General features: G+C 66.4%; 28 protein-coding genes. 17 read left to right on the forward strand and 11 right to left on the reverse strand.

Features of this window, described 5'->3' with window-relative positions:
- Nucleotide 1 precedes the first annotated feature (1 nt).
- Together ABL844_RS04810 and ABL844_RS04815 are read left to right on the forward strand one after the other, a co-directional pair.
- Complete coding sequence (locus tag ABL844_RS04810; protein WP_418130638.1) at nucleotides 2-661, forward strand: DUF2290 domain-containing protein; 660 nt, start codon at nucleotides 2-4, stop codon at nucleotides 659-661.
- A gap of 308 nt (nucleotides 662-969) precedes the next feature.
- On the forward strand, nucleotides 970-1,296 hold the full coding sequence (locus ABL844_RS04815; protein WP_418130639.1) for a hypothetical protein: 327 nt from the start codon (nucleotides 970-972) through the stop codon (nucleotides 1,294-1,296).
- Between the two features lie 144 nt (nucleotides 1,297-1,440).
- Here ABL844_RS04815 and ABL844_RS04820 read toward each other — a convergent pair whose 3' ends face one another.
- Nucleotides 1,441-1,716, reverse strand: a complete 276-nt coding sequence (locus tag ABL844_RS04820; RefSeq protein ID WP_418130640.1) for a hypothetical protein — start codon at nucleotides 1,714-1,716, stop codon at nucleotides 1,441-1,443.
- A gap of 339 nt (nucleotides 1,717-2,055) precedes the next feature.
- Here ABL844_RS04820 and ABL844_RS04825 point away from each other — a divergent pair, with 339 nt between their 5' ends.
- Both ABL844_RS04825 and ABL844_RS04830 read left to right on the forward strand, forming a co-directional pair.
- A complete protein-coding gene (locus ABL844_RS04825; protein ID WP_418124448.1) occupies nucleotides 2,056-2,568 on the forward strand; it encodes a glycoside hydrolase family protein in 513 nt (170 codons plus the stop codon).
- Nucleotides 2,565-3,023: a lysozyme inhibitor LprI family protein gene (locus tag ABL844_RS04830; protein WP_418124449.1), complete on the forward strand. Its 459-nt coding sequence runs from the start codon at nucleotides 2,565-2,567 to the stop codon at nucleotides 3,021-3,023. Before ABL844_RS04825 ends, ABL844_RS04830 begins: the two co-directional genes overlap by 4 nt.
- Before the next feature lie 29 nt (nucleotides 3,024-3,052).
- Here the strand turns inward: ABL844_RS04830 and ABL844_RS04835 are convergent, their stop codons facing one another.
- The 6 genes from ABL844_RS04835 to gcvA all read right to left on the reverse strand — a co-directional run bounded on the left by ABL844_RS04835 (nucleotide 3,053) and on the right by gcvA (nucleotide 7,393).
- Entirely contained in the window at nucleotides 3,053-3,556 is a 504-nt protein-coding gene (locus ABL844_RS04835; RefSeq protein WP_418130641.1) for a hypothetical protein, read from the reverse strand.
- Entirely contained in the window at nucleotides 3,553-3,927 is a 375-nt protein-coding gene (locus tag ABL844_RS04840; RefSeq protein WP_184634692.1) for a hypothetical protein, read from the reverse strand. Before ABL844_RS04840 ends, ABL844_RS04835 begins: the two co-directional genes overlap by 4 nt.
- Before the next feature lie 163 nt (nucleotides 3,928-4,090).
- Nucleotides 4,091-4,936, reverse strand: a complete 846-nt coding sequence (locus ABL844_RS04845) for a hypothetical protein (protein WP_418130642.1) — start codon at nucleotides 4,934-4,936, stop codon at nucleotides 4,091-4,093.
- On the reverse strand, nucleotides 4,933-5,421 hold the full coding sequence (locus ABL844_RS04850) for a hypothetical protein (RefSeq protein ID WP_184634695.1): 489 nt from the start codon (nucleotides 5,419-5,421) through the stop codon (nucleotides 4,933-4,935). Before ABL844_RS04850 ends, ABL844_RS04845 begins: the two co-directional genes overlap by 4 nt.
- A gap of 301 nt (nucleotides 5,422-5,722) precedes the next feature.
- A complete protein-coding gene (locus ABL844_RS04855; protein ID WP_418130643.1) occupies nucleotides 5,723-6,310 on the reverse strand; it encodes a hypothetical protein in 588 nt (195 codons plus the stop codon).
- Nucleotides 6,311-6,415: 105 nt separating this feature from the next.
- Nucleotides 6,416-7,393: a transcriptional regulator GcvA gene (gene gcvA / locus ABL844_RS04860; RefSeq protein WP_418130644.1), complete on the reverse strand. Its 978-nt coding sequence runs from the start codon at nucleotides 7,391-7,393 to the stop codon at nucleotides 6,416-6,418.
- Nucleotides 7,394-7,532: 139 nt separating this feature from the next.
- Between gcvA and ABL844_RS04865 the strand changes: the two genes are divergently transcribed.
- Nucleotides 7,533-8,969: an MFS transporter gene (locus ABL844_RS04865; protein WP_418130645.1), complete on the forward strand. Its 1,437-nt coding sequence runs from the start codon at nucleotides 7,533-7,535 to the stop codon at nucleotides 8,967-8,969.
- 49 nt (nucleotides 8,970-9,018) lie between these two features.
- On the opposite strand, the gene ABL844_RS04870 is transcribed toward ABL844_RS04865, so the two are convergent.
- On the reverse strand, nucleotides 9,019-9,324 hold the full coding sequence (locus ABL844_RS04870; RefSeq protein ID WP_418130646.1) for a hypothetical protein: 306 nt from the start codon (nucleotides 9,322-9,324) through the stop codon (nucleotides 9,019-9,021).
- 271 nt (nucleotides 9,325-9,595) lie between these two features.
- On the opposite strand from ABL844_RS04870, the gene ABL844_RS04875 reads away from it, so the two are divergent.
- The gene (locus tag ABL844_RS04875) at nucleotides 9,596-10,162 is read left to right on the forward strand and encodes a DUF3455 domain-containing protein (protein ID WP_369659611.1); all 567 of its coding nucleotides are present in this window, start codon (nucleotides 9,596-9,598) and stop codon (nucleotides 10,160-10,162) included.
- Between the two features lie 25 nt (nucleotides 10,163-10,187).
- Here ABL844_RS04875 and ABL844_RS04880 read toward each other — a convergent pair whose 3' ends face one another.
- Nucleotides 10,188-11,375 carry an MFS transporter gene (locus ABL844_RS04880; RefSeq protein WP_418130647.1) on the reverse strand — a complete coding sequence of 396 codons (1,188 nt, stop codon included), beginning with the start codon at nucleotides 11,373-11,375 and terminating at the stop codon, nucleotides 10,188-10,190.
- Nucleotides 11,376-11,461: 86 nt separating this feature from the next.
- Between ABL844_RS04880 and ABL844_RS04885 the strand changes: the two genes are divergently transcribed.
- The gene (locus tag ABL844_RS04885) at nucleotides 11,462-12,091 is read left to right on the forward strand and encodes a 2-hydroxychromene-2-carboxylate isomerase (protein ID WP_418130648.1); all 630 of its coding nucleotides are present in this window, start codon (nucleotides 11,462-11,464) and stop codon (nucleotides 12,089-12,091) included.
- Between the two features lie 12 nt (nucleotides 12,092-12,103).
- On the opposite strand, the gene ABL844_RS04890 is transcribed toward ABL844_RS04885, so the two are convergent.
- Both ABL844_RS04890 and ABL844_RS04895 read right to left on the reverse strand, forming a co-directional pair.
- Nucleotides 12,104-13,483: a DUF4303 domain-containing protein gene (locus ABL844_RS04890; protein ID WP_418130649.1), complete on the reverse strand. Its 1,380-nt coding sequence runs from the start codon at nucleotides 13,481-13,483 to the stop codon at nucleotides 12,104-12,106.
- A gap of 50 nt (nucleotides 13,484-13,533) precedes the next feature.
- A complete protein-coding gene (locus ABL844_RS04895) occupies nucleotides 13,534-14,442 on the reverse strand; it encodes a LysR family transcriptional regulator (protein ID WP_184634703.1) in 909 nt (302 codons plus the stop codon).
- 188 nt (nucleotides 14,443-14,630) lie between these two features.
- Here ABL844_RS04895 and ABL844_RS04900 point away from each other — a divergent pair, with 188 nt between their 5' ends.
- The 10 genes from ABL844_RS04900 to ABL844_RS04945 all read left to right on the forward strand — a co-directional run bounded on the left by ABL844_RS04900 (nucleotide 14,631) and on the right by ABL844_RS04945 (nucleotide 24,247).
- Entirely contained in the window at nucleotides 14,631-15,284 is a 654-nt protein-coding gene (locus ABL844_RS04900) for a hydrolase (protein WP_418119161.1), read from the forward strand.
- Between the two features lie 162 nt (nucleotides 15,285-15,446).
- The gene (locus tag ABL844_RS04905) at nucleotides 15,447-15,746 is read left to right on the forward strand and encodes a DUF1427 family protein (protein WP_126021432.1); all 300 of its coding nucleotides are present in this window, start codon (nucleotides 15,447-15,449) and stop codon (nucleotides 15,744-15,746) included.
- Nucleotides 15,747-15,850: 104 nt separating this feature from the next.
- Entirely contained in the window at nucleotides 15,851-17,743 is a 1,893-nt protein-coding gene (locus ABL844_RS04910) for an amidohydrolase (protein ID WP_418131877.1), read from the forward strand.
- Nucleotides 17,744-17,754: 11 nt separating this feature from the next.
- Complete coding sequence (locus ABL844_RS04915; protein ID WP_418130650.1) at nucleotides 17,755-18,153, forward strand: DoxX family protein; 399 nt, start codon at nucleotides 17,755-17,757, stop codon at nucleotides 18,151-18,153.
- Complete coding sequence (locus ABL844_RS04920; protein WP_184634707.1) at nucleotides 18,146-19,747, forward strand: MFS transporter; 1,602 nt, start codon at nucleotides 18,146-18,148, stop codon at nucleotides 19,745-19,747. The genes ABL844_RS04915 and ABL844_RS04920 overlap by 8 nt, the downstream gene beginning before the upstream one ends.
- A 72-nt stretch (nucleotides 19,748-19,819) precedes the next feature.
- Nucleotides 19,820-20,695 (forward strand): diaminopimelate epimerase, encoded by an 876-nt coding sequence (gene dapF, locus ABL844_RS04925; protein ID WP_418130651.1) that lies wholly within the window; start codon nucleotides 19,820-19,822, stop codon nucleotides 20,693-20,695.
- Entirely contained in the window at nucleotides 20,692-21,396 is a 705-nt protein-coding gene (locus tag ABL844_RS04930) for a DUF484 family protein (protein WP_184634711.1), read from the forward strand. The genes dapF and ABL844_RS04930 overlap by 4 nt, the downstream gene beginning before the upstream one ends.
- Entirely contained in the window at nucleotides 21,393-22,028 is a 636-nt protein-coding gene (locus ABL844_RS04935) for a YdcF family protein (RefSeq protein WP_418130652.1), read from the forward strand. Before ABL844_RS04930 ends, ABL844_RS04935 begins: the two co-directional genes overlap by 4 nt.
- Nucleotides 22,012-23,010: a tyrosine recombinase XerC gene (locus ABL844_RS04940; RefSeq protein ID WP_418130653.1), complete on the forward strand. Its 999-nt coding sequence runs from the start codon at nucleotides 22,012-22,014 to the stop codon at nucleotides 23,008-23,010. The genes ABL844_RS04935 and ABL844_RS04940 overlap by 17 nt, the downstream gene beginning before the upstream one ends.
- A gap of 13 nt (nucleotides 23,011-23,023) precedes the next feature.
- Nucleotides 23,024-24,247 (forward strand): class I SAM-dependent rRNA methyltransferase, encoded by a 1,224-nt coding sequence (locus ABL844_RS04945; protein ID WP_418130654.1) that lies wholly within the window; start codon nucleotides 23,024-23,026, stop codon nucleotides 24,245-24,247.
- Nucleotides 24,248-24,267: the final 20 nt, after the last annotated feature.

Consider the following 24,267-nt stretch of genomic DNA (forward strand, 5'->3'; position numbering starts at 1 on the left):
CATGTCCGCAGAAATAATTGAAGCTCAGATCAGAGAGGCTTTATCACGATTGATTAGGGCTGGATTGTCCGCCCAGCAATTCAATCCTTCACGGCACGTGCTTACGGGTGGTCGTATCAGCATCGGCGATCTTCCGATGTCAACATATGCCTTGAAGGATGTTTATTATCAGATGATCTATGAGGATTTGGATCGTAGTCTTGCCTTCCATTCGAAATTTGTTGACGGCGGTTTGATGGCTTTTCAATATACTGTTGATAAAGATGGCAGTGTTTTAAAGCATAGACTTACATATTTCCCGTCAATGGTGCTTCCTACAGTGGAAGAAGCGCCATTGTTATATGAGAACGATGAGTTGTTTGCGGACATAATGGTGCAGCGACTTGTTCGATTCCCGATTCGCTTTGACTTTGCTCCGGAACAATATGTTGATGTTGATCATCCTCAATGCCATTTGACGTTGGGGCAGTTTGATGGATGCAGAATTCCGGTAACCGGTCCCGTGAGTCCGTACGTTTTTGTAATGTTCTTGTTGCGAAATTTTTATCGAAGATCTTATGTTCGAAACAAGAATATTTTTGAAAAGAAAATTAAAGGCGTTCAGTTGAATTCCACGATTAGCGAATTGGAGAGGAAGATTGCTCATCTTGTGGTCTCTTAGATTTTGAGCTACGAGATGGCGCGAAAAAGCCGAGTTTCGAAGGATCGGTTTCTAGATATACTGGGTCGTCACGTAAAACGTGATCGGGTTTGGAAGCCCGTCGAAGTTCTGCGACGAAAGCCGCAGCTACCGCACTTGGTCTGCGGCTTTTCTGTTTGCGCCTCCAGTTTTGGCGGCTCGAACGGGAAGGCGCGAGCCTTGCCGGTTCTCGTCAGAGCTTCCCGGTCTTCCAACCCGTTCGAGCTGCCGCCATCGTTTGGAAGCGGTTGCGGCGGTTGTTGCAAAACCGAAGTTCTGGGAGGCCATACATGGCTGAATCTGCATCCGCCTCAGCGCAGTCAAGCGCTCGATCCACTTCCCCCGACCCCGCATCCCCCAACCTCGACGACCTCGCCCTGCAAGCCTGCGACGACGCCGACAACCTCAACGACGTGATGCGCGCCTACGCCGCGCTCAGGAAGCTCGTCGACACCAGCGCCCTGAACGACAGCGAGGAACTCACCCCCAGCCGCACCGAACTGAGCGCCTTGCTCGGTGTGCTCAACGACGCGCTGACGGCGCGCATCGACGCCATCAACCTCGCGGCCGGCGCGGTGCGCGAAGCGCTGCAAAGGGGCAAGCCGGGCCTCGCGTGAGGTAGCTGGCGGCGAAGAGTCCGTTGTTCATTCGGGCAGCCGGTCCGGCCGGCTGATCGTCCCCGCGCGGGCTGCGCGGTGAGGCTTGGATGTGCAAGGGCTCTTCGAAGTCGTTCCTCAGTGCTGCTCTGGCATCTGCGGCCGCTAAGCGCCGTGGATCATCAGCATGACCCAGAAGGTCACCCACAGCGCGCCGGCTCCAAGCAGATACATGCCCAGCAGAAAGGCAACCAGATAGCCGATGCGTTGCCAGATTCGAGGGGTGCTCGGAACGAAGCGCCAATAGACCCAGGCCGCCCATACAAAAAGGATCGCGGCGGTGATCGGAACGAGGTTCTCGAAGAGTGGCTGGAACTTGCGCTGGTCCAGCGCCCCCACAGCCACGAACATGGCCGGCGTCGCGAGGAACCACGCCAGCACGTTGAGAAGAAGACGTGCTCAGACATTGATCATCGAATTGTTTCTCCCTTGAAGAAATGCTCCCGCACTGGTGGGTCCCGGCTCGGAGCTTGGTATCGGGGTGTCGAGTTTCGGGCACTCAGCCATGACGCTCTTTATGGACAGATGCGTCGGCGTTTTTAAGCGATTGCGCACGCAGACGACGAGTTTGCGCAGGTTGTATCTGTGAGCTCATCTCGACGCGTCGCTATGATTTTGCGAGGGCCAGATCTGGCCCTTCTTCGAGTAGGTCAAGACAAAAAATAGTGGCGCCCTCGGCGACTCAAGCATGAGCCACTGAATGAGATTAAGGGAGTAGAAATGGCCAATGAGAATATGTCTATGAGCGCGAGTGGGCGCGCCGAGCTTCGCCGTCGCGAGGACGTTCGCCTTCAGTACTACAACGATCTGGCGAACAACTGCACCTTTGGAGTCGGTGCTCTCGCGCATCACGGCCCTTGCACCGCAGAAGAACTGGTGCGGCCGGTGACAGCCGCGCAGGTCGATGCCCAATTGGCGGCCAGGCTGCACACTGCCGAGGCCGGAGTGCGCCGGCATGTGAACAGGCAAACACTTACGCAAGCCCAGTTCGACGCGCTGGTGAGCTACACCTTCAACCTCGGCGTGAGGGGCGCAAGGTCTGTACTTGACGCAGCCAACCGAGGAGCCGATGCCGATGTCGTGACTCACATGAACAACAACGTTTTTGTGCGTCCGCGTGATGCTCAGGGCCGTAGGTTGCGGGCCATCCGATCGCAGGGCTTGGCAAACCGTCGGCTTGAAGAGACTGCGCCGTTTCGGCCCACACAACCTAACACGAGGCCTGCACGATGAAGCGCGTAGTTACGCTATTGCTGGGAGTGTTCGCGATGGCAGGCGCGGCTGCGTCTTCTTCCTCTCACGCGAAGTACCAACCCAGCCCCGAAGAAGTGCTGGCTGCATTGGCGCATCGCTCCGGGTTGACCGAAGATGCGCTGCGCGGCCCCCTCTCCAACTGCGATGCCAGTCAGTCCGCGATGAACATCTGTGCGTACCGCGATGCTGTAGCAGCGGACCTGGTTCTTCAGCACGCTGTCGCCAACAAGTCAGAGCAGTTGCCAGCCTGCAAGGACCGGCTCGAAGCCAGGATCGCCCGTTGGGCAGCCGAGCGTGATCGAGGCTGCAAACGCAGCGCTGCCAAGGCTTACGGTGGCGGATCGCTCGAGCCGATGGCCATGTCCATGTGCGTTCAACACGAGAACGAGCGGATGGCGATGAAGATCGAGCGCCAGCGCAGCTGCGATCGCTAGTACTTCCGAGGTCCTCCACGTACATGGGCTTACTGCTGCTTGGACGACGCCGCTGGGCCTTCAATCGACTTGCAGCATGAGCGTGTCTTGGCGCAAGCTGGTTGAACCGTGGCTTGCAGCCTGTCCAGGCGCTCCAGGCGCCTTGTCGACGGGTTTTCGAGTTCATCGACATGGGTTTCCACTTCGAAAGAAGTCCCGTCGCTGAGCGTCTTCAGAAGGCCGGCGATTTCGGCAAGCCGCAGATGTGCCTTTCTCGACGAATCGGCATCGCCCTTGATCGCGAAAGCAAGGATGTCGGCGCGATATATGCCGTGCGTCGCTCTGCGTGTGTCCTTCTGCTCGATGAACCAGTTTGTCAGAGAGATGACCTGTTCAGACCCGAGGCGCTTGCTGGTTGGCGGGAACTGCACTTCGCGTTCGAGCCCACCAAAAGAACATGCAATGGCCCCTTTGAAGGCAATAGTGCAGATGAGGGCGACGCCCGCACACATCCATCTTCCGCGAGGCAGCGTGGATTCGAATTGCTCTTTCATCTTTGCGGGGCCGGCGGTTTGTAGAGAGGGTCACCCTTTTGGCACGGGCATTCGTGTGGGCAGGCCGGAAGGAAATCGATATCGACGCGCTTCACCAGGTCGCTTCCTTCTGGAGCCGGCATGGCGGCGACATACCCTTTGGTGGGCAAGTGGACTTCGCGCACGTCGAATTGCAAGTCTTCCCTGAGGACTCTTGCGACGTTCCTGGCGCGTTTCACCCCCAGATCGCTCGCATCGTGCTCGCCGAATGCCGCTTGCGTTGAAAGAAAAAGCGACTCGCGATTTGGATACTGCAATCGGAGCATCGCCGTCCAATTGGCGAGCTTGAGAACCTCCTTGGCCGGAACGGTCGCTGAGTTCCGCTCGAACACGACGCCGATGCTTCTGCCCGGGCTGCAAGCCCATGCGGCTGGCGCGAGCAGAACAGCAAGGGATGCAAGAAGGCATCTCGGAAAAGTTTGCCAGCAGCCTTTCATTTCAACGCCTCGGCTCGACGCCATGCTCGATGTGCCGGCAGGTCGGCCTGCACTTGCATCAACGCTCCAAACCATCGGGCCGACCGGGATTGCAGTCCGGCAGTTTCGAGGTCTTCAGGTTCGGATATAGCTGTATGGCAGCGAAGTCGTTGACCACAAGGCCTGCATCTTTTCTCTCTCGGTAGCTATGCGCAAACTGCTCGACTTCGATGGGCACGGGAAAGAGACCTTTCAACGCCTGTGTCGTGTTGTCGGCTCGCATTCTTGCGAGGCGCATTGCATCCTCCGAGGTTCTGCTTGGCACCTTGACCGTCGCACCTGCTTCTACGCCGGCGCTCTCGTAGATTGCGTACATCGCGTCGGCACGATCGACCCACTCCGCCAACCGGTTCAATTGGGCGCGGTCGAGCTCGGCGGAGCCATCGGCAAAGGCCAAGGTGATCTGAATGATTCGCTGGCATGGCTTGAAGCCGGGAATCGGGACTGGATTGCAGTCCGGCAGTTTCAGACCTTCGACGTCGGGATAGAGCTGGAGCGATGCGAAATCGTTGCTGTCGCCCAAGCCATTCAGAGGTGATCTATGTCCACGAGCGACGGTGGTAATCGGAAGCTCGGTCTTCAACAAGATGCGCAGCGCTCTCGCCGCGTTGGCTGCACGCTGTTCAGCCAATGCCTTTGCCCTGTGGGGCACCGCGTCGGATGCCCCGACCTCTATCGAGGCGCGCGTGTACATGGAAAAGTTTGCATAGGAGCGATCTAGCCATTGGGCAAGCTTGATGACCTGCGATCGATCCAGTGCCGCTGAGCTGCCCTCGAAGCTCAGCTGGGTCTGCACGATGTAGCTGCATGCTGATGCTTCGCCCGCTGCAAGTGCCCAGGCGAGGGCGAGGAGCCGGCCGTTCATTGCTTGGGAGCCTGTGGCTTGTAAAGAGGGTCTCCCCATTGGCAAGGGCACTCGTGCGGGCAGGCCAGTAGAAAACTGACATCCACCCTGACGCCTTCGCTTTTCTCGAGCTGCTTCAGATATGCGGAAACAGGCGCTTCGACATAGCTTCGTTTCGGAAGCTCGATCTTCGCTGGAGCGATCTGTAGCGTCTCTTGAAAGACGCGAGCAATGTTGTGTGCACGGTCCATTCCCAGACGGTCAGGGGTTTGCTCGCCAGGCTCAGTGGACGCAGTGACGTAGAAGGTTTGGTGGCTTGGATAGCGCAGGCGAAGGTCAGTCACCCAGTCCGCCAGTCTCAAGACTTGATACGCCGAGACATCCGAGGAGTTGCGCTCGAAATACACCCCTCTGACTTTGACCGGTGAGCATGCATGCGAAGACAAAGGCGCCATCACGGCGAGGATTGCCATCAGGACGGACAGGGCTGCGTTGCGACTTTTCATGCGATTCCGAGGACCTCGCAGTACGCCCTGCCACCAATCAGCGCGGGCCGATGCCCGAAGAAATCGACCATCGGGCCGTCGTAGGGCAGCACCCTCCCGCCTGCGGCCGGCGGATCGCCGACCAATACAACTTTGCGCATCATCCTGAAACCTCCCTTGTCGAGTCGGGGAGTTGTAGAGCGATGCGCGTGTTGACACTGTGGACCAACGTCAACCGGCTACAAGTTCTTCACGCTGGCTGGAGTTTTCGGTTCTTTTGAAGAGAAACGCGGCACGCGTTGCGGGCGATCCGGGCCTTGTCTCAGCGCGCGGGTGTCTGGGTTTCCACTGGAGAGGTGTCGATCGCCTCCACGGGCAGCGGCCCGGTGAAGATCCGCTGGAGGCGCTGGCCCGTCCACAGGTAGTAGAACTTGCCCTGCAGGGGCTTCTCGTTGAAGCTGCCGGAGATGATCAGCAGCCGGCTGTCGAGCTGGAAATCCACGCGCTCATCGTCGTTGCCCATGGCGCCCGCGATCGCATCGACGCCGGGAAGGGTGTAGGCCTGGCCCGTGTTCTGGTCGAGCACCGCGAAGTTGCGGCAATCGGTGCCGCATCCCCAGCTCGCCACCCGCAGATGGCCGGCGAAGTTGGGCGGCTCTTTGTAGGCGTTGTGGATCACGGTGGTGTAGCGCCGGGCCGTTCGGGTTGTCAGCCGCAGCGGTGGGGGCGGGCCTGCGCGGGGCTGATCGCGCACGGTGATCGGGTAGTCGGTGAATTTCGGCGGGGCCTTGGGCGTGGCAGCCGTGGCGGCCGGGCACAGCAGTGCCAATGAGAGCGCGGAGGCAACCGCCAGTGCTTGTGGAAGCGCGAGCCGGCTGGCGCGCCGGGTTTCTCGAATCGTCGGGGGCATGGGGGCCTTTGCGAAATGCCGGCACGCAAGGAATGCGGCCCGAAAGAACCGCGTGCGGAGGCGTTCGATTCTCCGCTTTGGGCGGCTGTCCGGAGCAAGCCACGTTCATGAGGTGGCCGACTTGCCTGGCTGCCCGATATCGCGATCTTTCATCTCCCCCAGCATCCATTCCCGAAACGCCGCGACCCGCGCGTCCTCGCTGCTCTCCTGCGGATACACCAAGTAGTACGCATAAGGCTGCGCCATGCGCACGCCGACGTCGAACAGCCGCACGAGCCGCCCCTGCGCCAGGTCGCCCGCGATCAGGTCCAGATCTGCCAACCCCACGGCGGCGCCTTCGAGCACGGCCTGCACCACGAAGCTCGAATCGGTGAAGCCGACGAAACGGCTGTCGTCGATGTCCTTGTCGTCCACGCCGGCCGCGGCCATCCACATGCGCCAGTCGGGCCAGGTCATGGTGTCGGTCTTCCAGTCGACATGGCAGAGCGTGAGGTCGTGGCGCAGCAGGTCGCACGGCTCGTTCAAAGGCGGACCGTTCTCGATGAGCCTGGGGCTGCACACGGGCACGATGAGAGTGTCGAACAGCCGGTCGGCGCGCGCGCCTTCATAGCTGCCGGTGCCGAAGCGGATGGCAATGTCGATGTCGTCGGCCTCGAAGTCGCGCAGCTCGTCCGAAATGTCGAAGCTCAGTTCCAGCCCCGGGTTGGCGGTCCTGAACTGCGGCAGCCTCGGCAGCAGCCAGTTGGTGGCGAAGCGCGCGCTCAGCGACACGCGCAGCTGCGCCGCGCTGCGCGCCAGCCGGCGGGCGCGGCCGGTGGCGCGGTGCAGGGTGTCGAGCGCGTCGGCAGTCGCCTCGAACAGCACGGCGCCGGCCGGCGTGAGCTGGATGCTGCGGCTGGTGCGCGTGAAGAGCACCACGCCGATCTGGTCTTCGATTTCCTTGATCTGGTAGCTCACGGCCGCGGGCGTGAGCCCCAGCTCGTCGGCCGCGCGCGTGAAGTTGCGGTGCCGCGCGGCCGCCTCGAAGGTGCGCAGGGCTCGCGTGCCGGGCAGGGGCATGCTGCGGTTCGTGGTGCTTGTCATGGTGGTGGTGTCGTGTCGATCAGTCGATCGATCTTCAAGCCTTGTTTGATGCTTCGTTGAGAACTACTCGTTTCCCAAGCCGCGAGCGGCACGGGAGGATCAGGCGAATCAACTGAACGAAGAAGCGAGTGAACGAACGATGTCTGCCAGCCTGAACAACCCAAGTGGCGCGAGCACTGCTGAAGGCGCTGCTGCCACTGCCGGCAACCACGACCCCTTGCACTGGCCCGCGCGCATGTGGATCGCGCTGCTCATCTTCAGCGGCGTGATTCTGCTCGACGGGCTCGATATCTCGATGATCGCGGTGGCAATCCCCGAGATCCAGCAGGCCTTCGGCATCGGCGCTGCCACGGCGCAGTGGCTGGTCAGCGCGTACATCCTGGCCTTCGGCGGCTTTCTGCTGCTGGGCGGGCGCTGCGCCGACCTGTTCGGCCGCAGGCGCGTACTGGTGGCTGGGCTGGCGGTGTTCGCGCTGGTGTCGGTGGGCGGCGCCTTCGCCACCGACGCGGGGCTGCTGATCGTCTCGCGCTTTGTCAAAGGCATGGCCGCGGGCTTCACCGGGCCGGCTGCGATGTCTCTGCTGGCCACCACCTTTGCCGAAGGGCCGGCGCGCAACAAGGCCTTCGGCATCTTCAACCTGTTCGAGGCCTCGGGCTACTCGTCAGGCCTGCTCATCGGCGGGCTGCTGGCCGCGCTGAACTGGCGCTACATCTTCGTGCTGCCCATTCCCGTCGCGCTGCTGCTGATGATCGCCGCGCTGCGCTACCTGCCGCCCGACGCGCCGAGCGCCGGCAACAAGAGCCGGCCGAAGCTCGACGTCGGCGGCGCCGTCACGCTGGTGGCGGGCATGCTGCTGCTGGTGTTCACCGTGGTGTCGGCGGAAGAGGTGGGCTGGGCTTCGGCACGCACCATCGGCGGCTTCGTGGTGGCGCTGGCGTTGCTGGCGGCATTCGTCGTCATCGAGCGCATGGTGAAGGAGCCGCTGGTGCGGCTGGGCATCTTCCGCAACCGCGAACTGGTGGCGGCCAACATCAGCGCCGCGCTGCTGTACGGCGGCGCCATGGGCTTCCAGTTCCTCGTCGCGCTTTACTTGCAGAACATCCAGGGCTGGAAGCCATGGCAGATGGCACTCGTACTGCTGCCGGCCGGCCTGATGGTGGTGCTCGTCGGCCCGAAGATCGGCGCGCTGATCAGCCGCTTCGGCGTCAGGCGCGTGCTGCTGGTGGGGCTCTCGGCTTTCGTGCCGTGTTACTTGCTGATGCTGCGCATCGGCCCCGAGCCCGACCTGTGGGGCGTGCTGCTGCCCGCATCGGTGCTGTGGGGCGTGGGCTTCGCGCTGAGCATCTCGGCGCTGATGGTGGCGGGGACGAACGGCGTGGCCGATGAGGAGCAGGGACTGGCCGCGGGGCTGCTGAACAGTTCGCTGCAGGTGGGTGGGGCTTGCGGGTTGGCGGTGCTGACTGCGGCGATTGCGCCTGGGACGGAGTTGGGAATGCTTTATGCGGGGGTGTGGGTGATTCTTGGATTTGCTGTGTTGACGTTGGTGGCGCAGGGGGCGAGGGCAGGTCGGCGGTAGCGGGTTGCTCGGCGCCGCAGCGCAGGATCTGCGGCGCCTCTTATCGGCGTCACAGCCCGTAGACGGCGACGATGGTCAGGAAAGTCAGCCAAAGGCCTGCGGCACCCAGCAGAGTCATCATGGCGAAGAAAGCCACGAGGTATCCGATGCGGTGGGATAGGCCGGACGCAGATGGAACGAACTTCACATAGATGAAGACGGCCCACAGCAGCAGCGCAGAAACTCCCATCGCCACGACCGACTCCGACATCGCCAGGATTCGCTGCTCGTTCAGGTAGCGCATGCCGAGGCTGAGCAGGGGCATCGCCACGGTCCACGCCAGCATGTTCAGTGGTAGCCACCAGCGTGCGCTCATCGGATCGCCTCGCCCTTGTAATAGTGGCCAGGCATGGGGTTCTCCCACGACCCAAGAGGTGTACCCGCCAGCGATCGAAACCACTGTTGTCTATCGTCAATCGACCGTTCGTATTTCACGGCCCGGCTCGCATTCGATCCGGGCGGCTTACCCCCATGAAGAAAAGGTGAAATCCGGCGCGCTGCATCCGATCCGCCGCGCGGTACGTACAGCCTCCAGCAGCGAGGAGCTGCTGCTGTCCGCCCATCTACCGACAACCAGGAGAACCTTCATGCACACCACCCGTCTCGTCGCCGCGCTCGGCGTCGCCCCGGCCATTGCCTTGCTCGCCGCATGCGGCTCGATGCCCTCGGGCTCGATGGCCCCCGCCTTCAACCAGTCCACGCTCCCACCGACCATCCAGGTCCCCGCCGGCAACAAGGTCGCCATGGAAACCGTGGGCAAAGGCGACATCACCTACGAATGCCGCGACAAGGCGAACGCGCCCGGGCAGACCGAGTGGGTGTTCGTCGGCCCCGACGCCAAGCTGTGGGATCGCGGCGGCAAGCAGGTCGGCAAGTACTACGGCCCGCCGGCCACGTGGGAGTCGAACGACGGCTCCAAGCTCACGGCAACGCAGCTGGCGGTGGCGCCCTCGGGGCCGACGAGCCTGCCGTTCCAGCTGGTCAAGGCCAATCCGGCGGTCGGCAGCGGTGCGATGACGGGCGTGACCTACATCCAGCGCGTGGCGCTGCAGGGCGGCGTGGCACCGGCGGCGGTGCCTTGCACGCCGGCCACCAAGGGACAGAAGCAGGTCGTGAAGTACCAGGCGGATTACATCTTCTGGAAGGCGTCCTGACGGACGAGGGGAGCGAGGCCCGTCGTCAGGGTTTCGCGGCCCTGGCCAGCCTGCCTGCCGCCACGGCGGCGGCAAGGCCGATGCCTCCCACCACCATGCACAGCGCAAGGATCACCCCACGCGCGTGCACCGAATCCGCAAACGCCCCTACCACCAGCCCCGCCAGCGGCTGCGTCAGGTTGTTCAGCAGCACGATCACCCCGGTGGTCTTGCCGTAGTCCTGCGCCGGAATGATCCGCTGCCTGTGGATGCGGATGTAGATGCTGAACATCTTGTCGAACCCCACCACGAGTAAAAAGCCGGCCGCATAGCCCCAGTGGCTGGTGCTCGCGGCGGTGAGCAGGCCGCCGCCGAAGACCAGCGCGTACGCGGTGACGCCCATGCGCTTGAGCGGGATCGATCCGCGGATGATCGCCAGCAGGATCGCGATGCTGGCCACGGCCCCCAGGGTCTGCAGCGTCGCGTAGTAGGTGGCCGAGCGCTGGTGCAGCCCGGTGACCATCGCGGCGGACGAGGCGAGGGTGGTGCCGAGCATCAGGTTCACGCCCGAGGTGAGCATGGTCAGCCGCAACAAACCCGGCAGTCGCAGCACATGGCCGAGCGCGGTCGCGATGGGCTGCAGGATGTGGCCCGGCTCGCCCTGCGGTTCGTGCAGCTGCATGGGGTTGCCGCGGCGCCAGTACGAAGTCGCGACGTCGGCCAGCAGGAAGAAGCCAGCCGCCGCGCCGACCACCGCCTGCCACGGCCACAGCGCGAACAGCGCCGCGGCCACCAGCGGGCCGAGCACGGTGCCGGTCTGCTCGGCGGTCTGGGCATACGCCAGCACCTTGTCGAAGCGGTTGCCGTTGGCGATCTGCGGCAGGATCACTTCGCGCGCCATCACGCCCTGGGTGGTGAGCACGCCGCACACCGCCGAGAGGCCCACCAGCCAGCCGATGCCGCCCATGGCCTCGTTGGCCAGCACGCCGAGCACGCAGACCAGCGCGCGAAGAATCTGGCTGCCGCGCAGCAGCTTGAGCGGCGACACCCTGTCGCACAGCGCGCCGCAGATCGGAAACGACAGGAACCGCGGCAGCGTCTCCGCCGCGAAGGCATAGCCCGACCACGCCACGTCCTGCGTCACCTGGAACACGACCAGCGGCACGAGGAACAGCAGGATCTGGTCGGCGAGCCGCGAAAGGAACAGCGAGAAGAGAAAGGCCGGGAACTTCATCGCTTCGCCGCTGCCTGTGCCGACCCCAAGGGGAGAAGGGGGAGAGTTGCAGCATCGGCGGGCATGCGCTGAAGATAATCGAAGCCATGATCGCGCTCGACTGCTACTACAGCCTCTCCTCCCCCTGGGCCTACCTCGGCGGCCCGCAACTCCAGGACATCGTGCGCCGCCACCACGTGCGGCTCGCGCTCAAGCCCTACGACTTCCAGGCCGTGGTGCCGCAGACCGGCGGCATCCCGCTGAAGACCCGGCCCGAGCCGCGCCGCACGTACCACGCGCTCGAACTCGCGCGCTGGAGCGACTACCTCGGCATGCCGATGAACCTGGAGCCCGCGCACTACCCGAAGGGCGCGCCCACCGACCCGAACTGGAACAAGTACCCCGGCTGGATGGTGATCGCCGCCCAGTTGCAGGGCCTCGATGCCCAGCCGCTGTCGCACGCGCTGCTGCGCGCCCTTTGGGCCGAGGAGCGCGACACCTCCAGGGCCGAGGTGCGCATCTGCGTGGCCGAGGAGAACGGCTACGACGGCGCCTCGCTGCAGGCGATGGAGCAGTCGGCCGAAGTGCTGGCGGTTTACCGCGCCAACAGCGCCGAGGCGGTGGAGGCCGGCGTGTTCGGCGCGCCGACCTTCATCCTGAACGGTGAGCGCTTCTGGGGACAGGACCGGCTCGCGTTCCTCGACCGGGCACTGGACAAGCTGCGCGCTGCGGGCTGAGCGCACCCGCCTTCAGGCGCTGCCCTGATCGGCAAGGCACTGCCGGGCGGCTTCGCGCACGCGCTCGTCGGCGTCGTGCAGGCCGGCGTGCCGCACCTGCGCCTGCCACGGAAGTGCCGCACGCTTCCACGCCATGAGGGCGCGAACGGCTTGCCAGCGCACGTCGGCATCCTCGTCGTGTGCGAGGCGATCGGCCAGCGCCGGCAGGATGCGCTCGCCGGCTTCGGCGCCCAGTCCCCGTTCGTCCAGCAGGCTGGCCGCATGCCGGCGGACGAAGGCGTGCGGGGAAACCAGGCCGCGCAGAGCCTCGTCGAGTTCCCCGGCGCGCAGCGTGCAGTAGCTGCTGCCGGGCTTGAGCTTGTCGTGCACGACGGCGACTTCGGCCGCGGAGCCCGAGAGCAAGGTTTCCAGTTGCCGGTAGTCGAGGGCCGCGGGCGTCGGGTCGCGAAAGGACGAATACGGGGCGCAGAGCCCGCGGATGGCGACTGCCGCCCGCTCGGGCTCGCCGCGCCACTCGGCGAGCCGCCCGAAGAGCCATTCGCTGTCGCCCAGGTACGCCAGCGTCGCGGCGCACCAGGCGTGCGTGGGCTTGTCGCCGCGCGCGAGCAGCCTCTTGCGCAGCGCGTCCAGCACCTCGGGCGTTGCCAGCCCGATGCGCCCGAGCATCCTGGCAGCCTCGCTGCCGAACCTGCCGCGCGGCCGGGCCAGTTGCTCGACGAGTGCCGGCACGGCGGGTGCGCCGATGTCGATCAGCCATTGCTCCGCGTCCTCGGCATCGACCGGCTTGCCATCGAAGCGGCCGAGACGTCCGACAAGCCAGGCCACCCGCTCTTCGACGGGCAGGGACGCGACGCGCATGCGCTCCCGCTGCGCCACCGCTTCCTTCGGAAAAAGGGCCTGGAACGCGGCATCGCCGATGCAGCGGCGCGCCAGGTCGAGGCCGTTCTCGTCGTCGTGCAGGAACAGCACGAAGTCCGGTGTGAGCTGGGGCGCATCGCCCAGCGCGGCCCGGAGTTTCCGCGCGGCCGAGACGAGCATGTCGATACATTCCCGCTCGGCGAGCAGCCAGCCTTCGCGGGTTTCGTCGCGGGTGAGCTCGCAGGCAGCGTCGGCGGCCGCATCCAGGGCCGGGCTGGAGAACTGGATCTCGTCCCAGCGCCAGTCGGCCGGGTTCCACTCGGCCGACCAGAAGTCGCCGCTGCCCTCGTCCTCGCGGGCGCTCACGCTGTTCGCGGAGAGTGCAGGCAGATAGATCGGGCCGTCGAGTTCACGGTACATGCCGCTGAAGGCGACGGCATACAACCGCTCGCCGGGGTTCTGGTTCAGCAGTTCGCGCAGTGCACGCGTGGCGTCTTCGACGATCAGCGGCTCGAGCGCTTTCCAGTGGCTCATGCGGGCGTCTTTCCTTCCTTGAATCGTGCAATCCTAAGGTCGACCAAGTCTCAGCTCGACCGCGGCAGCAGCGCCGGTATCAGCTTGCGGTTCATCCGCTCGCGCCACCAGCGCAGCGCCTGCCCCTGCGCGCCGGTCTTCCAGGCCAGCCAGAAGGCCTCGGGCGGGCGCGGCTCCTCGGTGGGCAGTTCGACCAGCGTGCCGCGCCTGAGCTCGTCGACGATGCACGCGCGCGGCAGGAAGCCGTGGCCCAGGCCGGCCACCTGGCAGGCGATCTTCGCGGGCATGGAGGGCACGGTGATGCGCGGCTGGCCGGCCAGCAGGCCGACGGTGCGCTCCGAGAGCGTGCGCGCGCTGTCGCCCACCACGATGGCGTTGCACTCCAGCAGGTCGCCGCGCTGCAGCGGCCGGCCCAGGCGGGTGAGCGGGTGCGAGGGCGCGACGCAGAAGGCGAAGTCGAGGCTGCCCACGGTCACGGCCTGGTAGCCGCCGCCGGCCGGGCCGTCGCCGGCGGCGATGACGATGTCGGCGCGGCCTTCGCGCAGCGCCTCCCAGCTGCCGGTGAGCGCCTCGCAGCCGATGCGCAGCCGCGTGCCGCAGCGCAGGTCTTCGAAGGCGCGGATGTCGTCGATGAGGGCCTGCGTGGGAATGAGCGAGTCGTGCACCAGGCGGATTTCCGACTCGTAGCCGGTCGCGATCTGGCGCATGCGCGATTCGAGGTCGCTCGCGGCGCCGAGCAGCCAGCGGCCTTCCTTGAGCATTTCCTCGCCGGCGGCGGTGAGGCTCACGCGCGGGCCGTTGCGCTCGAAGAGGAGCATGCCGAGCTGCTCCTCCAGCTTGCCCACGGCGTAGGAGATGGTGGAGGGCACCTTGTTGAGATGCGAGGCGGCTGCGGCGAAGGAGCCGTGGCGCGCGATGGCGTCGACGATCTCGATGGCTTCCAGGCTGAGTTTGAGCATGCGGTGGCCTGCGAGGGTGAAGAAGGGGTGGAAAAGCAATGTTCGAAAAATTCGATCATTGAAGATGAAAAGTTTCGTCGATGACGACCGCAATGGCCTCGATGATTCGTTCCATGTCAAGGGGATTTCTCTCCGGAAGCAATTGTGAATCAGATCGAACATTCAACCAACCCGCAGGAGTTTTTCACATGTCCATCAAAGCCACCCCCACCGCCGGTTCCAAGCTGCTCACCCCCACCGATCACACGCTGGTGATGATCGACTTCCAGTCGCAGATGGCCTTCGCCACGCACTCGATCGACGCGGTGAACTTGCGCAACAACGCCGCGCTGGTGGCGCAGGCGGCGGCCGGCTTCGGCGTGTCGACCATCCTCACGACGGTGGCCGAGAAGAGCTTCTCGGGCCCGATGTTCAGCGAGATCACCGATGCCTTCCCGGGCCAGAAGATGCTGGACCGCACCTCGATGAACACCTGGGAAGACGCCGCCGTGATCGAGCGCGTGAACCAGATCGGCAAGCCGCGCATCGTGCTCGCGGGCCTGTGGACCAGCGTGTGCATCGTCGGCCCGGCGCTGTCGGCACTCGACCAGGGCTTCGAGGTGTACGTGATCGCCGACGCCTGCGGCGACGTGTCGGCCGAGGCGCACAACCGCGCGATGGAGCGCATGGTGCAGGCCGGCGCGCAGCCGATGACCTCGCTGCAATATCTGCTCGAGCTGCAGCGCGACTGGGCCCGTGGCGAAACCTACGAGCTGACCACCGGCATCGCGAAGAAGGTGGGCGGCGCCTACGGTATCGGCATCAACTACGCCAAGACCATGTTCGGCGCCCACGAGGGCTGATCGAGGCACGAATAAACCTACTGCGCGCCCCGATCTCGCACCTGCGGTCCTCGCCGTACCTGGGTACGGCTGCGGTCCTCGGCGCGACCTCGGAGCGCTCGCTACGGTTTCTTCGCGCCTCGCGCCGTGCTCTCGACAACCTTCCTCAAAGACAAGCTGATCATGAAGCCCTATGTCCTCTCGCTCGCGCTCGGCCTCCTGGTCGGCGTGATCTACGCACTTTTCCAGGTGCGCTCGCCGGCGCCGCCGGTCATCGCCCTGGTGGGGCTTCTGGGAATCCTGCTCGGCGAGCAGATCCCGCCGCTCATCAAGAGCGTGATCAAGCCCGAGGCGGCGGCCACCTCGTGGCTGCATCACCAGGTCAAGCCGCATGTGTTCGGCGATCTGCCGAAGTGCGTGCAACCCCAGTCACCGGTAGTGAATACCGCCGAAACTCAGTCCTCCGGCAGGCACGACGCATGAACTCATCCGCAGACCCCAGCCGCCGCCGTGTCCTCGGCTCCCTCGGAGCAATCGGCGCCACCCTCGCAGCCCCCGGCCTCGCGGTCGCCTCTCTTTCCAGCAACATGACCAACACCGAAACCCCCGACCTGATCCTGCACAACGGCCGCTTCACCACGCTGGACCGCGCCAACCCGGTGGCCGAGGCCGTAGCCATCAAGGACGGCCGCTTCACCCGCGTCGGCCGCGCCGAAGAGGTGCTGCCGCTGGCCGGCGGCGCCACCCGCGTGATCGACCTGCAGGGCAGGCGCGTGCTGCCGGGGCTGATCGACAACCACCTGCACATCATCCGCGGCGGCCTGAACTACAACATGGAGCTGCGCTGGGACGGCGTGAGGAGCCTCGCCGACGCCATGGGCATGCTCAAGCGCCAGGTCGCGATCACCCCCGCGCCGCAGTGGGTGCGCGTGGTGGGCGGCTTCACCGAGCACCAGTTCGCCGAGAAGCGCCTGCCGACCATCGAAGAGCTGAACGCCGTGGCGCCCGACACGCCGGTGTTCATCCTGCACCTGTACGACCGCGCGCTGCTCAACGGCGCCGCGCTGCGCGCCGTGGGCTACACGAAAGACACGCCCGCGCCGCCCGGCGGCGAGATCGTGCGCGACAGCGCCGGCAACCCCACCGGCCTGCTGCTGGCCAAGCCCAACGCGGCCATCCTCTACGCCACGCTGGCCAAGGGCCCGAAGCTGCCCTTCGACTACCAGCTCAACTCCACGCGGCACTTCATGCGCGAGCTCAACCGCCTGGGCGTGACCGGCGCCATCGACGCGGGCGGCGGCAACCAGAACTACCCCGATGACTACGAAGTCATCCGCAAGCTGGCCGACGACGGCCAGCTCACCATCCGCCTGGCCTACAACCTGTTCACGCAGAAGCCCAAGCAGGAGAAGGACGACTTCCTGAACTGGACCGCCAACTCCAGATACAAGCAGGGCGACGACTACTTCCGCCACAACGGCGCAGGCGAGATGCTGGTGTTCTCGGCCGCCGACTTCGAGGACTTCCGCCAGCCGCGCCCCGAGATGGCGCCCGAGATGGAAGGCGACCTCGAAGGCGTGGTGCGCATCCTGGCGCAGAACCGCTGGCCCTGGCGCATGCATGCCACCTACGACGAAACCATCAGCCGCTCGCTCGACGTGTTCGAGAAGGTCAACAAGGACACCCCGCTGGCCGGCCTGAACTGGTTCTTCGACCATGCCGAGACCATTTCCGAGAAGTCGATGGACCGCATCGCCGCGCTGGGCGGCGGCGTGGCGGTGCAGCACCGCATGGCCTACCAGGGCGAGTATTTCGTGGAGCGCTACGGCGCCGCCGCTGCAGAAGCGACGCCGCCGGTCAAGCGCATGCTGGAGCGCGGCCTGAAGGTCTCGGCCGGCACCGACGCGACCCGCGTGGCCTCGTACAACCCGTGGGTATCGCTGTCCTGGCTGGTCACGGGCAAGACGGTGGGCGGCCTGCAGATCACGCCGCAGCGCAACCTGCTCGACCGCGAACAGGCGCTGCGCATGTGGACCGAGAACGTCACCTGGTTCTCGAACGAGGAGGGCAGGAAGGGCCGCATCCAGGCCGGCCAGCTCGCCGATCTGGTGGTGCCCGACCGCGACTTCTTCGCCTGCCCCGAATCGGACATCGCCGACACGACCGCGCTGCTGACGATGGTAGGCGGCAAGGTGGTCTGGGGCGCCGGCCCCTTCGCCTCGCACGACGAAGGCTCGGTGCCGCCCGCCATGCCCGACTGGTCGCCCGCGCGCATCTTCGGCGGCTATGCCGGCTGGGCCGACCAGAAGGAGGGCGCGCCGCTGCAGAAAGTAATGCGCAACGCCGCGATGTCCTGCGCCTGCGCCAACAACTGCAACGTGCACGGCCACAGCCACGCCACGGCCTGGAGCAGCAAGCTGCCCGTTGGCGACCTGAAGAGCTTCTGGGGCGCGCTCGGCTGCGCCTGCTGGGCGGTGTGAGGACGATGACGATGCGCTGGACAACCGTACCCCTGCTGCGCTGGATCGCCTTGCTGCTGCTGTGCGCCGCCTACCTGCAGGGCGGCCTGAACAAGGCGATGGACTTCGACGCGGCCCTTGCCGAAATGAACCACTTCGGCCTGTCGCCCGCGGGGCCGCTGGCCCTGGCGGTGATCGTGCTGGAGCTGGGCGCCTCGGCGCTCATCCTCACCGGCCGGCTGCGCTGGCTCGGCGCGCTGGCGCTCGGCGGATTCACGCTGATGGCGACCTTCGTGGCGCTGCGCTTCTGGCAGATGCCGGTGGGGCAGGAGCGCTTCATGGCGGCAAACTCCTTCTTCGAACACCTGGGCCTGGTCGGCGGCTTCCTGCTCGTCGCCTGGCACGACCTGAAGGAACGTGCACATGTCTGAAACCTCGCAAGGCACGACCGCGCCCGCGGCGCAACCCGGCGCCTTCGCGCCGCTGCGCCAGCCGGTCTTCGCGGTGCTGTGGGCAGCCACGGTGCTCGGCAACATCGGCAGCTTCATGCGCGACGTGGCCAGCTCGTGGCTGGTGACCGACCTGTCGGCCAGCCCGACGGCGGTGGCGCTGATCCAGACGGCGGCGACGCTGCCGATCTTCCTGCTGGCCATTCCGGCCGGCGTCCTGTCGGACATCCTCGACCGGCGGCGCTTCCTGATCTTCGTGCAACTGGTGCTCGCCGCGGTCAGCGGCACGCTGCTGGTGCTCTCGCACACCGGTGCGCTCACGGTGCAATACCTGATCGCGCTGACCTTCGTGGGCGGCATCGGCGCGGCGTTGATGGGGCCGACCTGGCAGTCGATCGTGCCCGAGCTGGTGCCGCGTTCCGACCTGAAGGGCGCCGTGGCGCTGAACTCGCTGGGCATCAACATCGCGCGTTCCATCGGGCCGGCGGCGGGCGGGCTCATCCTCGCGAGCTTCGGTGCGGCCGCCACCTACGGCGTGGACGTGCTGAGCTACGTCTTCGTGATCGCGGCGCTGCTGTGGTGGAAGCGTCCGCCGGCGGAAGACACGGCGCTCTCGGAGAACTTCCTCGGTGCCTTCCGCGCCGGCCTGCGCTACACCCGCGCCAGCAAGGAGCTGCACGTGGTGCTGCTGCGCGCGGCGGTGTTCTTCCTGTTCGCGAGCTCGGTGTGGGCGCTGCTGCCGCTGGTGGCGCGGCAGATGCTGGGCGGCTCGGCCGGCTTCTACGGCGTGCTGCTCGGCTCGGTGGGTGCCGGCGCCATCGGCGGCGCGCTGGTGATGCCCCGGCTGCGCGCCCGGCTCGACGCCGACGGCATGATGCTGCTGGCCTCGCTGCTCACCGCCGCGGTGATGGGCGCCCTGGTCTTCGCGCCGCCCAAGTGGCTGGCGGTGGCGCTGCTGCTGGTGCTGGGCCTGGGCTGGATCGTGGCGCTGACCACGCTCAACAGCGTGGCCCAGTCGATCCTGCCGAACTGGGTGCGCGGTCGCGGCCTGGCCGTGTACCTGACGGTGTTCAACGGCGCTATGGCCGCCGGCAGCCTTGGCTGGGGCCTGGTGGCGCAGCAGATCGGCGTGCCGATGACGCTGGTGGCCGGCGCCGTCGGGCTGGTGGTGGCGGGCCTCGTCTTCCATCGCGTGCGGCTGCCGGCCGGCGAGGCCGACCTGCAGGCCTCGCACCACTGGCCGGAACCCCTGCTGGCCGAGCCGGTGGCGCACGACCGCGGGCCGGTGATGATCCAGGTCGAGTACCGCATCCGCAAGGAGGACCGCGAGCCTTTCCTGCAGGCGATGAAGCGCCTGTCGCTCGAACGCCGCCGCGACGGCGCCTACGCCTGGGGCGTGCACGAGCACACGGCCGACCCGGAGCGGGTGATGGAGTGGTTCCTGGTCGAGTCCTGGGCGGAGCATCTGCGCCAGCACCATCGCGTGTCGCATGCCGACGCGGACCTGCAGAGCGAGGCGCTGCGCTTCCACATCGGGCCCGGCAAGCCGGAGGTGCACCACTTCCTGGCGCTGTAGGGCTGGAAGCGGCCGGGGCGGGGGCTTGGGCCCTCGGTCGCCAGGGGCGATGCCCGTGGCGATAATCCCGGGATGCGAATCCGCTTTACCAAGATGCAGGGAGCCGGCAACGATTTCGTCGTGCTGGACGAAACGTGCGGCACGCTGGGCCTCAGCGCCGCGCAATACCGCTTTCTGGCCGACCGCCATTTCGGCGTCGGCGCCGACCAGATCCTCACCGTGCGGCCCTCGCCGGGCGAAGGCATCGACTTCCAGTACGTGATCCACAACTCCGACGGCGGCGAGGTGGAGCAGTGCGGCAACGGCGCGCGCTGCTTCATGCGCTTCGTCAGCGAACACCACCTGACAGAGAAGAAGCAGGTGCGCGTTCAGACCCTCTCCGGCGTGATCGAACCCCGCATGGGCGCCGACGGCCGCGTCACGGTCGACATGGGCGCCCCCATCTTCGAACCCGCCCGCGTGCCCTTCGACCCCGCCGGGCTCGACCCGCAGGCCGAGGGCGGGTGGCACAAGTGGCATCTGGCCCTGGGCACCCACGCCGGCAGCGCTATCGTTTCCGTAGCCGTGCTCTCGATGGGCAACCCGCACGCGGTGCAGGTGGTGGATGACGTCGACACCGCCCCGGTGGCCGAGCAGGGCCCGCAGATCGAGCACCACCCGCGCTTTCCGCAGCGGGTGAATGCCGGGTTCATGCAGGTGGTCGACCGATCCAGCATCAGGCTGCGGGTGTTCGAGCGCGGCGCCGGCGAAACGCTGGCCTGCGGCACCGGCGCCTGCGCGGCGGTGGTGGCGGGCATCCGCCTCGGGCTGCTGGATCGCCGCGTGGACGTGCAGACGCACGGCGGCGTCCTCACGATCGAGTGGCAGGGGGAGGGCCAGCCGGTGCTGATGACCGGACCGGCCGTCACGGTCTTCGAGGGAGACATCGAGGTGCCGGAGCTGCCATGACCCACTTCACGAGCAACAACAACGACGCCAACGCCATGAACCCGATCACCGAAGACGACATCGCCAACTACCTGGCGAACACGCCCGACTTCTTCGAGCGCCATGCCCAGCTGCTGGCGCAGGTGCAGCTCACCAGCCCGCACGGCAACCGCGCCGTGAGCCTGCAGGAGCGCCAGGCCGAGATGCTGCGCGAGAAGATCAAGGCGCTGGAGCATCGCCTGATGGACATGATGCGCCACGGCACCGAGAACGTCGTGATCGCCGACCGCCTGCAGCGCTGGACCACGGGCCTGCTGACCACGCGCGACCCGCGCAGCCTGCCGTACCGCATCGCGGTCGACCTGCAGTCGCTCTTCCTGGTGCCGCAGACGGCCATCAAGGTGTGGGACTGCGGCAGCGAATACCTCAACGAGGCCTACGCCCAGTGGGTGAGCGACGACGTGAAGGCGCTGGCCACCTCGCTGACCTCGCCCTACTGCGGGCTCAATTCGGGCTTCGAGGCCTCCAGCTGGCTGCCCGAGCCGCAGGCCGCGATGTCGATCGCGCTGATTCCGCTGCGCCCCGGCCCCGAGTCGCCGGCCTTCGGCCTGCTGGTGCTGGCCTCGCCCGACGCGCAGCGCTTCAACGCCGAGATGGGCACCGATTTCCTGGAGCGCATCGCCGAGCTGGCCTCGGGCGCGCTCTCGCGGCTGCGTCCTTGAAACGTCCGCGCTGGTTGCGGCGGCCCTGGCAGGTCGTGCTGGCCGGTGGGCTGGCGGCTATGGCCCTCGTGTACGCGGCCATCGGTGCATTCATCTGGCGGCATTCCGAGGACTTGCTCGCGAATCCGCCCCGGCGGCAGGCCGATGCAGCGCTGGTGCTCGGCAGCCGCGCTTACCTCGACGGCAAGCCGCACCCGTGCCTGACCGGCCGGGTCGACACGGCCCTGGCGCTGGCGAAGGCCGGGCTGGTCAGGCAACTGGCTTTCTCGGGCGGCGTGGATTCCGAGGACAGCCGCATCGAGGCCATCACGATGGGCGAACACGCGATCGCCTCGGGTTTCACCGGGCCGATGGTGCTGGAGCCCGCATCGACCTCCACGCGGCTGAACCTGTCGCTGTCGCGCCCGCTGCTGTTGGCGGCGGGGGTGCGCAGCGTGGTCATCGTGTCGGAGCCCTTTCATCTGTGGCGCGTCGAGCGTCTCGTGAAGATGAGCGGCTTCGACAGAAGCTTCGACGTGCAGTACGCCGCGGCGCCCACTTCCTGCTGGCAGGCGCTCGGGCCCTTCTCCAAGGGCGCGTTGCGCGAGCCGGCGGCCATCATCAACAATGCGGCTCATGGCTATCTCTTCTGAGCCGGTCGCATCCGTTCCGCCAACTCCTACGGACTGGATCGAGAAATACCTGGAGCACGTGCGCGTCGAACGCCAGCTCGCGGCGCGCACGGTCGAGCTCTACGCCTTTCACCTGCAGTCCCTGCGCGAGCACGCCGCCGAGGCCAAGCTGCCGCTGGACCGGGTGCAGACCGCCCACATCCGCCGCTGGATGGCGCAGCTGCACAGCGCCGGGCGCGAGCCGCGCGGCATCGCGCTGGTGCTGTCGTGCTGGCGCAGCTTCTATCGCTGGCTGGGGCATGAGGGGCTGATCGGCTTCAACCCGGTGCAGGACGTGCACGCGCCCAAGGCCCGCCGGCCGCTGCCCAAGGCGCTGGGCGTGGACGACGCGGTGCGGCTCGCCGAGCTGTACGACCCCGAGGCCGACCCATGGACCGAGGCGCGCGACGGCGCCATTGTCGAAGTGCTCTATGGCTGCGGCCTGCGCGTGAGCGAGCTCACGGGGCTCGATGCGCAGGCCAGCGGCACGGCGCGCGGCTGGGTCGACCTGGACGCGATGGAGGCCAGCGTGCTCGGCAAGGGCAGCAAGCGCCGCATCGTGCCCATGGGCAGCAAGGCGGCCGAGGCGCTGCGCGACTGGCTCGCGGTGCGCGGCGATTGCCCCGGGCTGACGACGGCCCGGCTGCGCGATCCGCAGGCGGCGGCCGCGCTCTTCATCAGCGCCAAGGGCATGCGGATGTCGTCGCAGGCGGTGTGGAAGCTGCTGCGCGAGCGCAGCCTCAAGGCCGGCCTCGCGGCGCCGGTGCATCCGCACATGCTGCGCCATTCCTTCGCGAGCCACGTGCTGCAGTCCAGCAGCGACCTGCGCGCGGTGCAGGAGCTGCTGGGCCACGCCAACATCGCGACCACGCAGGTCTACACGCGGCTGGATTTCCAGCACCTGGCCAAGGTGTACGACGCGGCGCATCCGCGGGCGAAGGCCAAGCCCGAGAACAACAAGTAAGCAAACGGAAAAAATGAAAACCCTTCGCCTCAAACCCGGCAAGGAGCGCTCGCTGCAGCGCCGTCATCCCTGGGTGTTCGAATCCGCCATCGCGCGCGGCGGCGCCGATTCCGGCGAGACGGTGCGCGTCGAGTCGCACGACGGCGCTTTTCTCGCGTGGGCTGCGTTCAGCCCCGCTTCCAAGATCCGCGCGCGGGCCTGGAGCTTCACCGAGACACAGCGCATCGACGCCGCCTTCCTCGCCTCGCTGTGCGCCCGCGCCGTGGCGGCGCGGGGCCTGTTCGACCTGCAGAGCGACGGCGTGCGGCTGGTGCACGGCGAGGCCGACGGCCTGCCGGGGCTGATCGTCGACCGCTACGGCGACACGCTGGTGGCGCAGTTCCTCTCGGCCGGCGTGGAGCGCTGGAAGGGCGCGCTGGCCGATGCGCTGCTGAAGGCCACGGGCCTTTCGAAGCTCTACGAGCGCTCCGATGCCAGCGGCCGCGAGCGTGAGGGGCTGAAGCCGGTCACGGGCTGGCTGCGCGGTGAAGGGCCGACCGAGATCGTCATCCGCGAGCACGGCTGGAAGCTGTCGCTGGACATCGCCACCGGCCACAAGACCGGCTTCTACCTCGACCAGCGCGACAGCCGCCAGCGTTTTGCCGAGCTGGCGCAGCACCGTCGATTCAGGCGCGTGCTGAACTGCTTCTGCTACACGGGCGGGTTCACCGTCGCGGCGCTGGCGGGGCTCAAGGCCGCGGGCGCGCTCGAGGGTGCGCAACTGGTGTCGGTCGATTCCTCGCTGCCGGCGCTGGAGCGCGCGCGGGGCCATCTGGCGCTCAACGGCTTCGATGCCGCCGGAGGGCAGGGCATCGAGGCCGAGTTCCTCGACGCCAACGTCAACACCGTGCTGCGCGAGTTCATCGACCAGGGCCGCACCTTCGACGCCATCGTGCTCGATCCGCCCAAGTTCGCACCCACCGTGGCGCATGCCGAGCGTGCGTCGCGCGCCTACAAGGACATTAACCGGCTGGCGCTCAAGATCCTGGAGCCGGGCGGCGTGCTGCTGACTTTTTCGTGCTCGGGCGGCATCAGCGCCGACCTGTTCCACAAGATCGTGGCCTCGGCGGGGCTCGACGCGGGCGTGGACGGCTACATCGCCGAGCGGCTGGGCGCGGCGCCAGACCACCCGATGACCATCGAATTCCCTGAAGGCGAGTACCTGAAGGGGCTGGTGGTGGTCAGGAAGCCGGCCTGAAGCAGGCTTGACCCTGCCGC

This window comes from Variovorax sp. 278MFTsu5.1 (assembly GCF_048305045.1).
GTDB classification, from domain to species: Bacteria; Pseudomonadota; Gammaproteobacteria; order Burkholderiales; family Burkholderiaceae_C; genus Variovorax; species Variovorax guangxiensis.

Excerpts from the sequence above, each read along its gene's own strand:
- ABL844_RS04810 (WP_418130638.1), top strand. The coding sequence starts at position 2 with ATGTCCGCAGAAATAATTGAAGCTCAGATCAGAGAGGCTTTATCACGA.
- ABL844_RS04815 (WP_418130639.1), top strand. The coding sequence starts at position 970 with ATGGCTGAATCTGCATCCGCCTCAGCGCAGTCAAGCGCTCGATCCACT.
- ABL844_RS04825 (WP_418124448.1), top strand. The coding sequence starts at position 2,056 with ATGGCCAATGAGAATATGTCTATGAGCGCGAGTGGGCGCGCCGAGCTT.
- ABL844_RS04830 (WP_418124449.1), top strand. The coding sequence starts at position 2,565 with ATGAAGCGCGTAGTTACGCTATTGCTGGGAGTGTTCGCGATGGCAGGC.
- ABL844_RS04835 (WP_418130641.1), bottom strand. The coding sequence starts at position 3,556 with ATGAAAGAGCAATTCGAATCCACGCTGCCTCGCGGAAGATGGATGTGT.
- ABL844_RS04845 (WP_418130642.1), bottom strand. The coding sequence starts at position 4,936 with ATGAACGGCCGGCTCCTCGCCCTCGCCTGGGCACTTGCAGCGGGCGAA.
- ABL844_RS04850 (WP_184634695.1), bottom strand. The coding sequence starts at position 5,421 with ATGAAAAGTCGCAACGCAGCCCTGTCCGTCCTGATGGCAATCCTCGCC.
- ABL844_RS04855 (WP_418130643.1), bottom strand. The coding sequence starts at position 6,310 with ATGCCCCCGACGATTCGAGAAACCCGGCGCGCCAGCCGGCTCGCGCTT.
- gcvA (WP_418130644.1), bottom strand. The coding sequence starts at position 7,393 with ATGACAAGCACCACGAACCGCAGCATGCCCCTGCCCGGCACGCGAGCC.
- ABL844_RS04865 (WP_418130645.1), top strand. The coding sequence starts at position 7,533 with ATGTCTGCCAGCCTGAACAACCCAAGTGGCGCGAGCACTGCTGAAGGC.
- ABL844_RS04870 (WP_418130646.1), bottom strand. The coding sequence starts at position 9,324 with ATGAGCGCACGCTGGTGGCTACCACTGAACATGCTGGCGTGGACCGTG.
- ABL844_RS04875 (WP_369659611.1), top strand. The coding sequence starts at position 9,596 with ATGCACACCACCCGTCTCGTCGCCGCGCTCGGCGTCGCCCCGGCCATT.
- ABL844_RS04880 (WP_418130647.1), bottom strand. The coding sequence starts at position 11,375 with ATGAAGTTCCCGGCCTTTCTCTTCTCGCTGTTCCTTTCGCGGCTCGCC.
- ABL844_RS04885 (WP_418130648.1), top strand. The coding sequence starts at position 11,462 with ATGATCGCGCTCGACTGCTACTACAGCCTCTCCTCCCCCTGGGCCTAC.
- ABL844_RS04890 (WP_418130649.1), bottom strand. The coding sequence starts at position 13,483 with ATGAGCCACTGGAAAGCGCTCGAGCCGCTGATCGTCGAAGACGCCACG.
- ABL844_RS04895 (WP_184634703.1), bottom strand. The coding sequence starts at position 14,442 with ATGCTCAAACTCAGCCTGGAAGCCATCGAGATCGTCGACGCCATCGCG.
- ABL844_RS04900 (WP_418119161.1), top strand. The coding sequence starts at position 14,631 with ATGTCCATCAAAGCCACCCCCACCGCCGGTTCCAAGCTGCTCACCCCC.
- ABL844_RS04905 (WP_126021432.1), top strand. The coding sequence starts at position 15,447 with ATGAAGCCCTATGTCCTCTCGCTCGCGCTCGGCCTCCTGGTCGGCGTG.
- ABL844_RS04910 (WP_418131877.1), top strand. The coding sequence starts at position 15,851 with ATGACCAACACCGAAACCCCCGACCTGATCCTGCACAACGGCCGCTTC.
- ABL844_RS04915 (WP_418130650.1), top strand. The coding sequence starts at position 17,755 with ATGCGCTGGACAACCGTACCCCTGCTGCGCTGGATCGCCTTGCTGCTG.
- ABL844_RS04920 (WP_184634707.1), top strand. The coding sequence starts at position 18,146 with ATGTCTGAAACCTCGCAAGGCACGACCGCGCCCGCGGCGCAACCCGGC.
- dapF (WP_418130651.1), top strand. The coding sequence starts at position 19,820 with ATGCGAATCCGCTTTACCAAGATGCAGGGAGCCGGCAACGATTTCGTC.
- ABL844_RS04930 (WP_184634711.1), top strand. The coding sequence starts at position 20,692 with ATGACCCACTTCACGAGCAACAACAACGACGCCAACGCCATGAACCCG.
- ABL844_RS04940 (WP_418130653.1), top strand. The coding sequence starts at position 22,012 with ATGGCTATCTCTTCTGAGCCGGTCGCATCCGTTCCGCCAACTCCTACG.
- ABL844_RS04945 (WP_418130654.1), top strand. The coding sequence starts at position 23,024 with ATGAAAACCCTTCGCCTCAAACCCGGCAAGGAGCGCTCGCTGCAGCGC.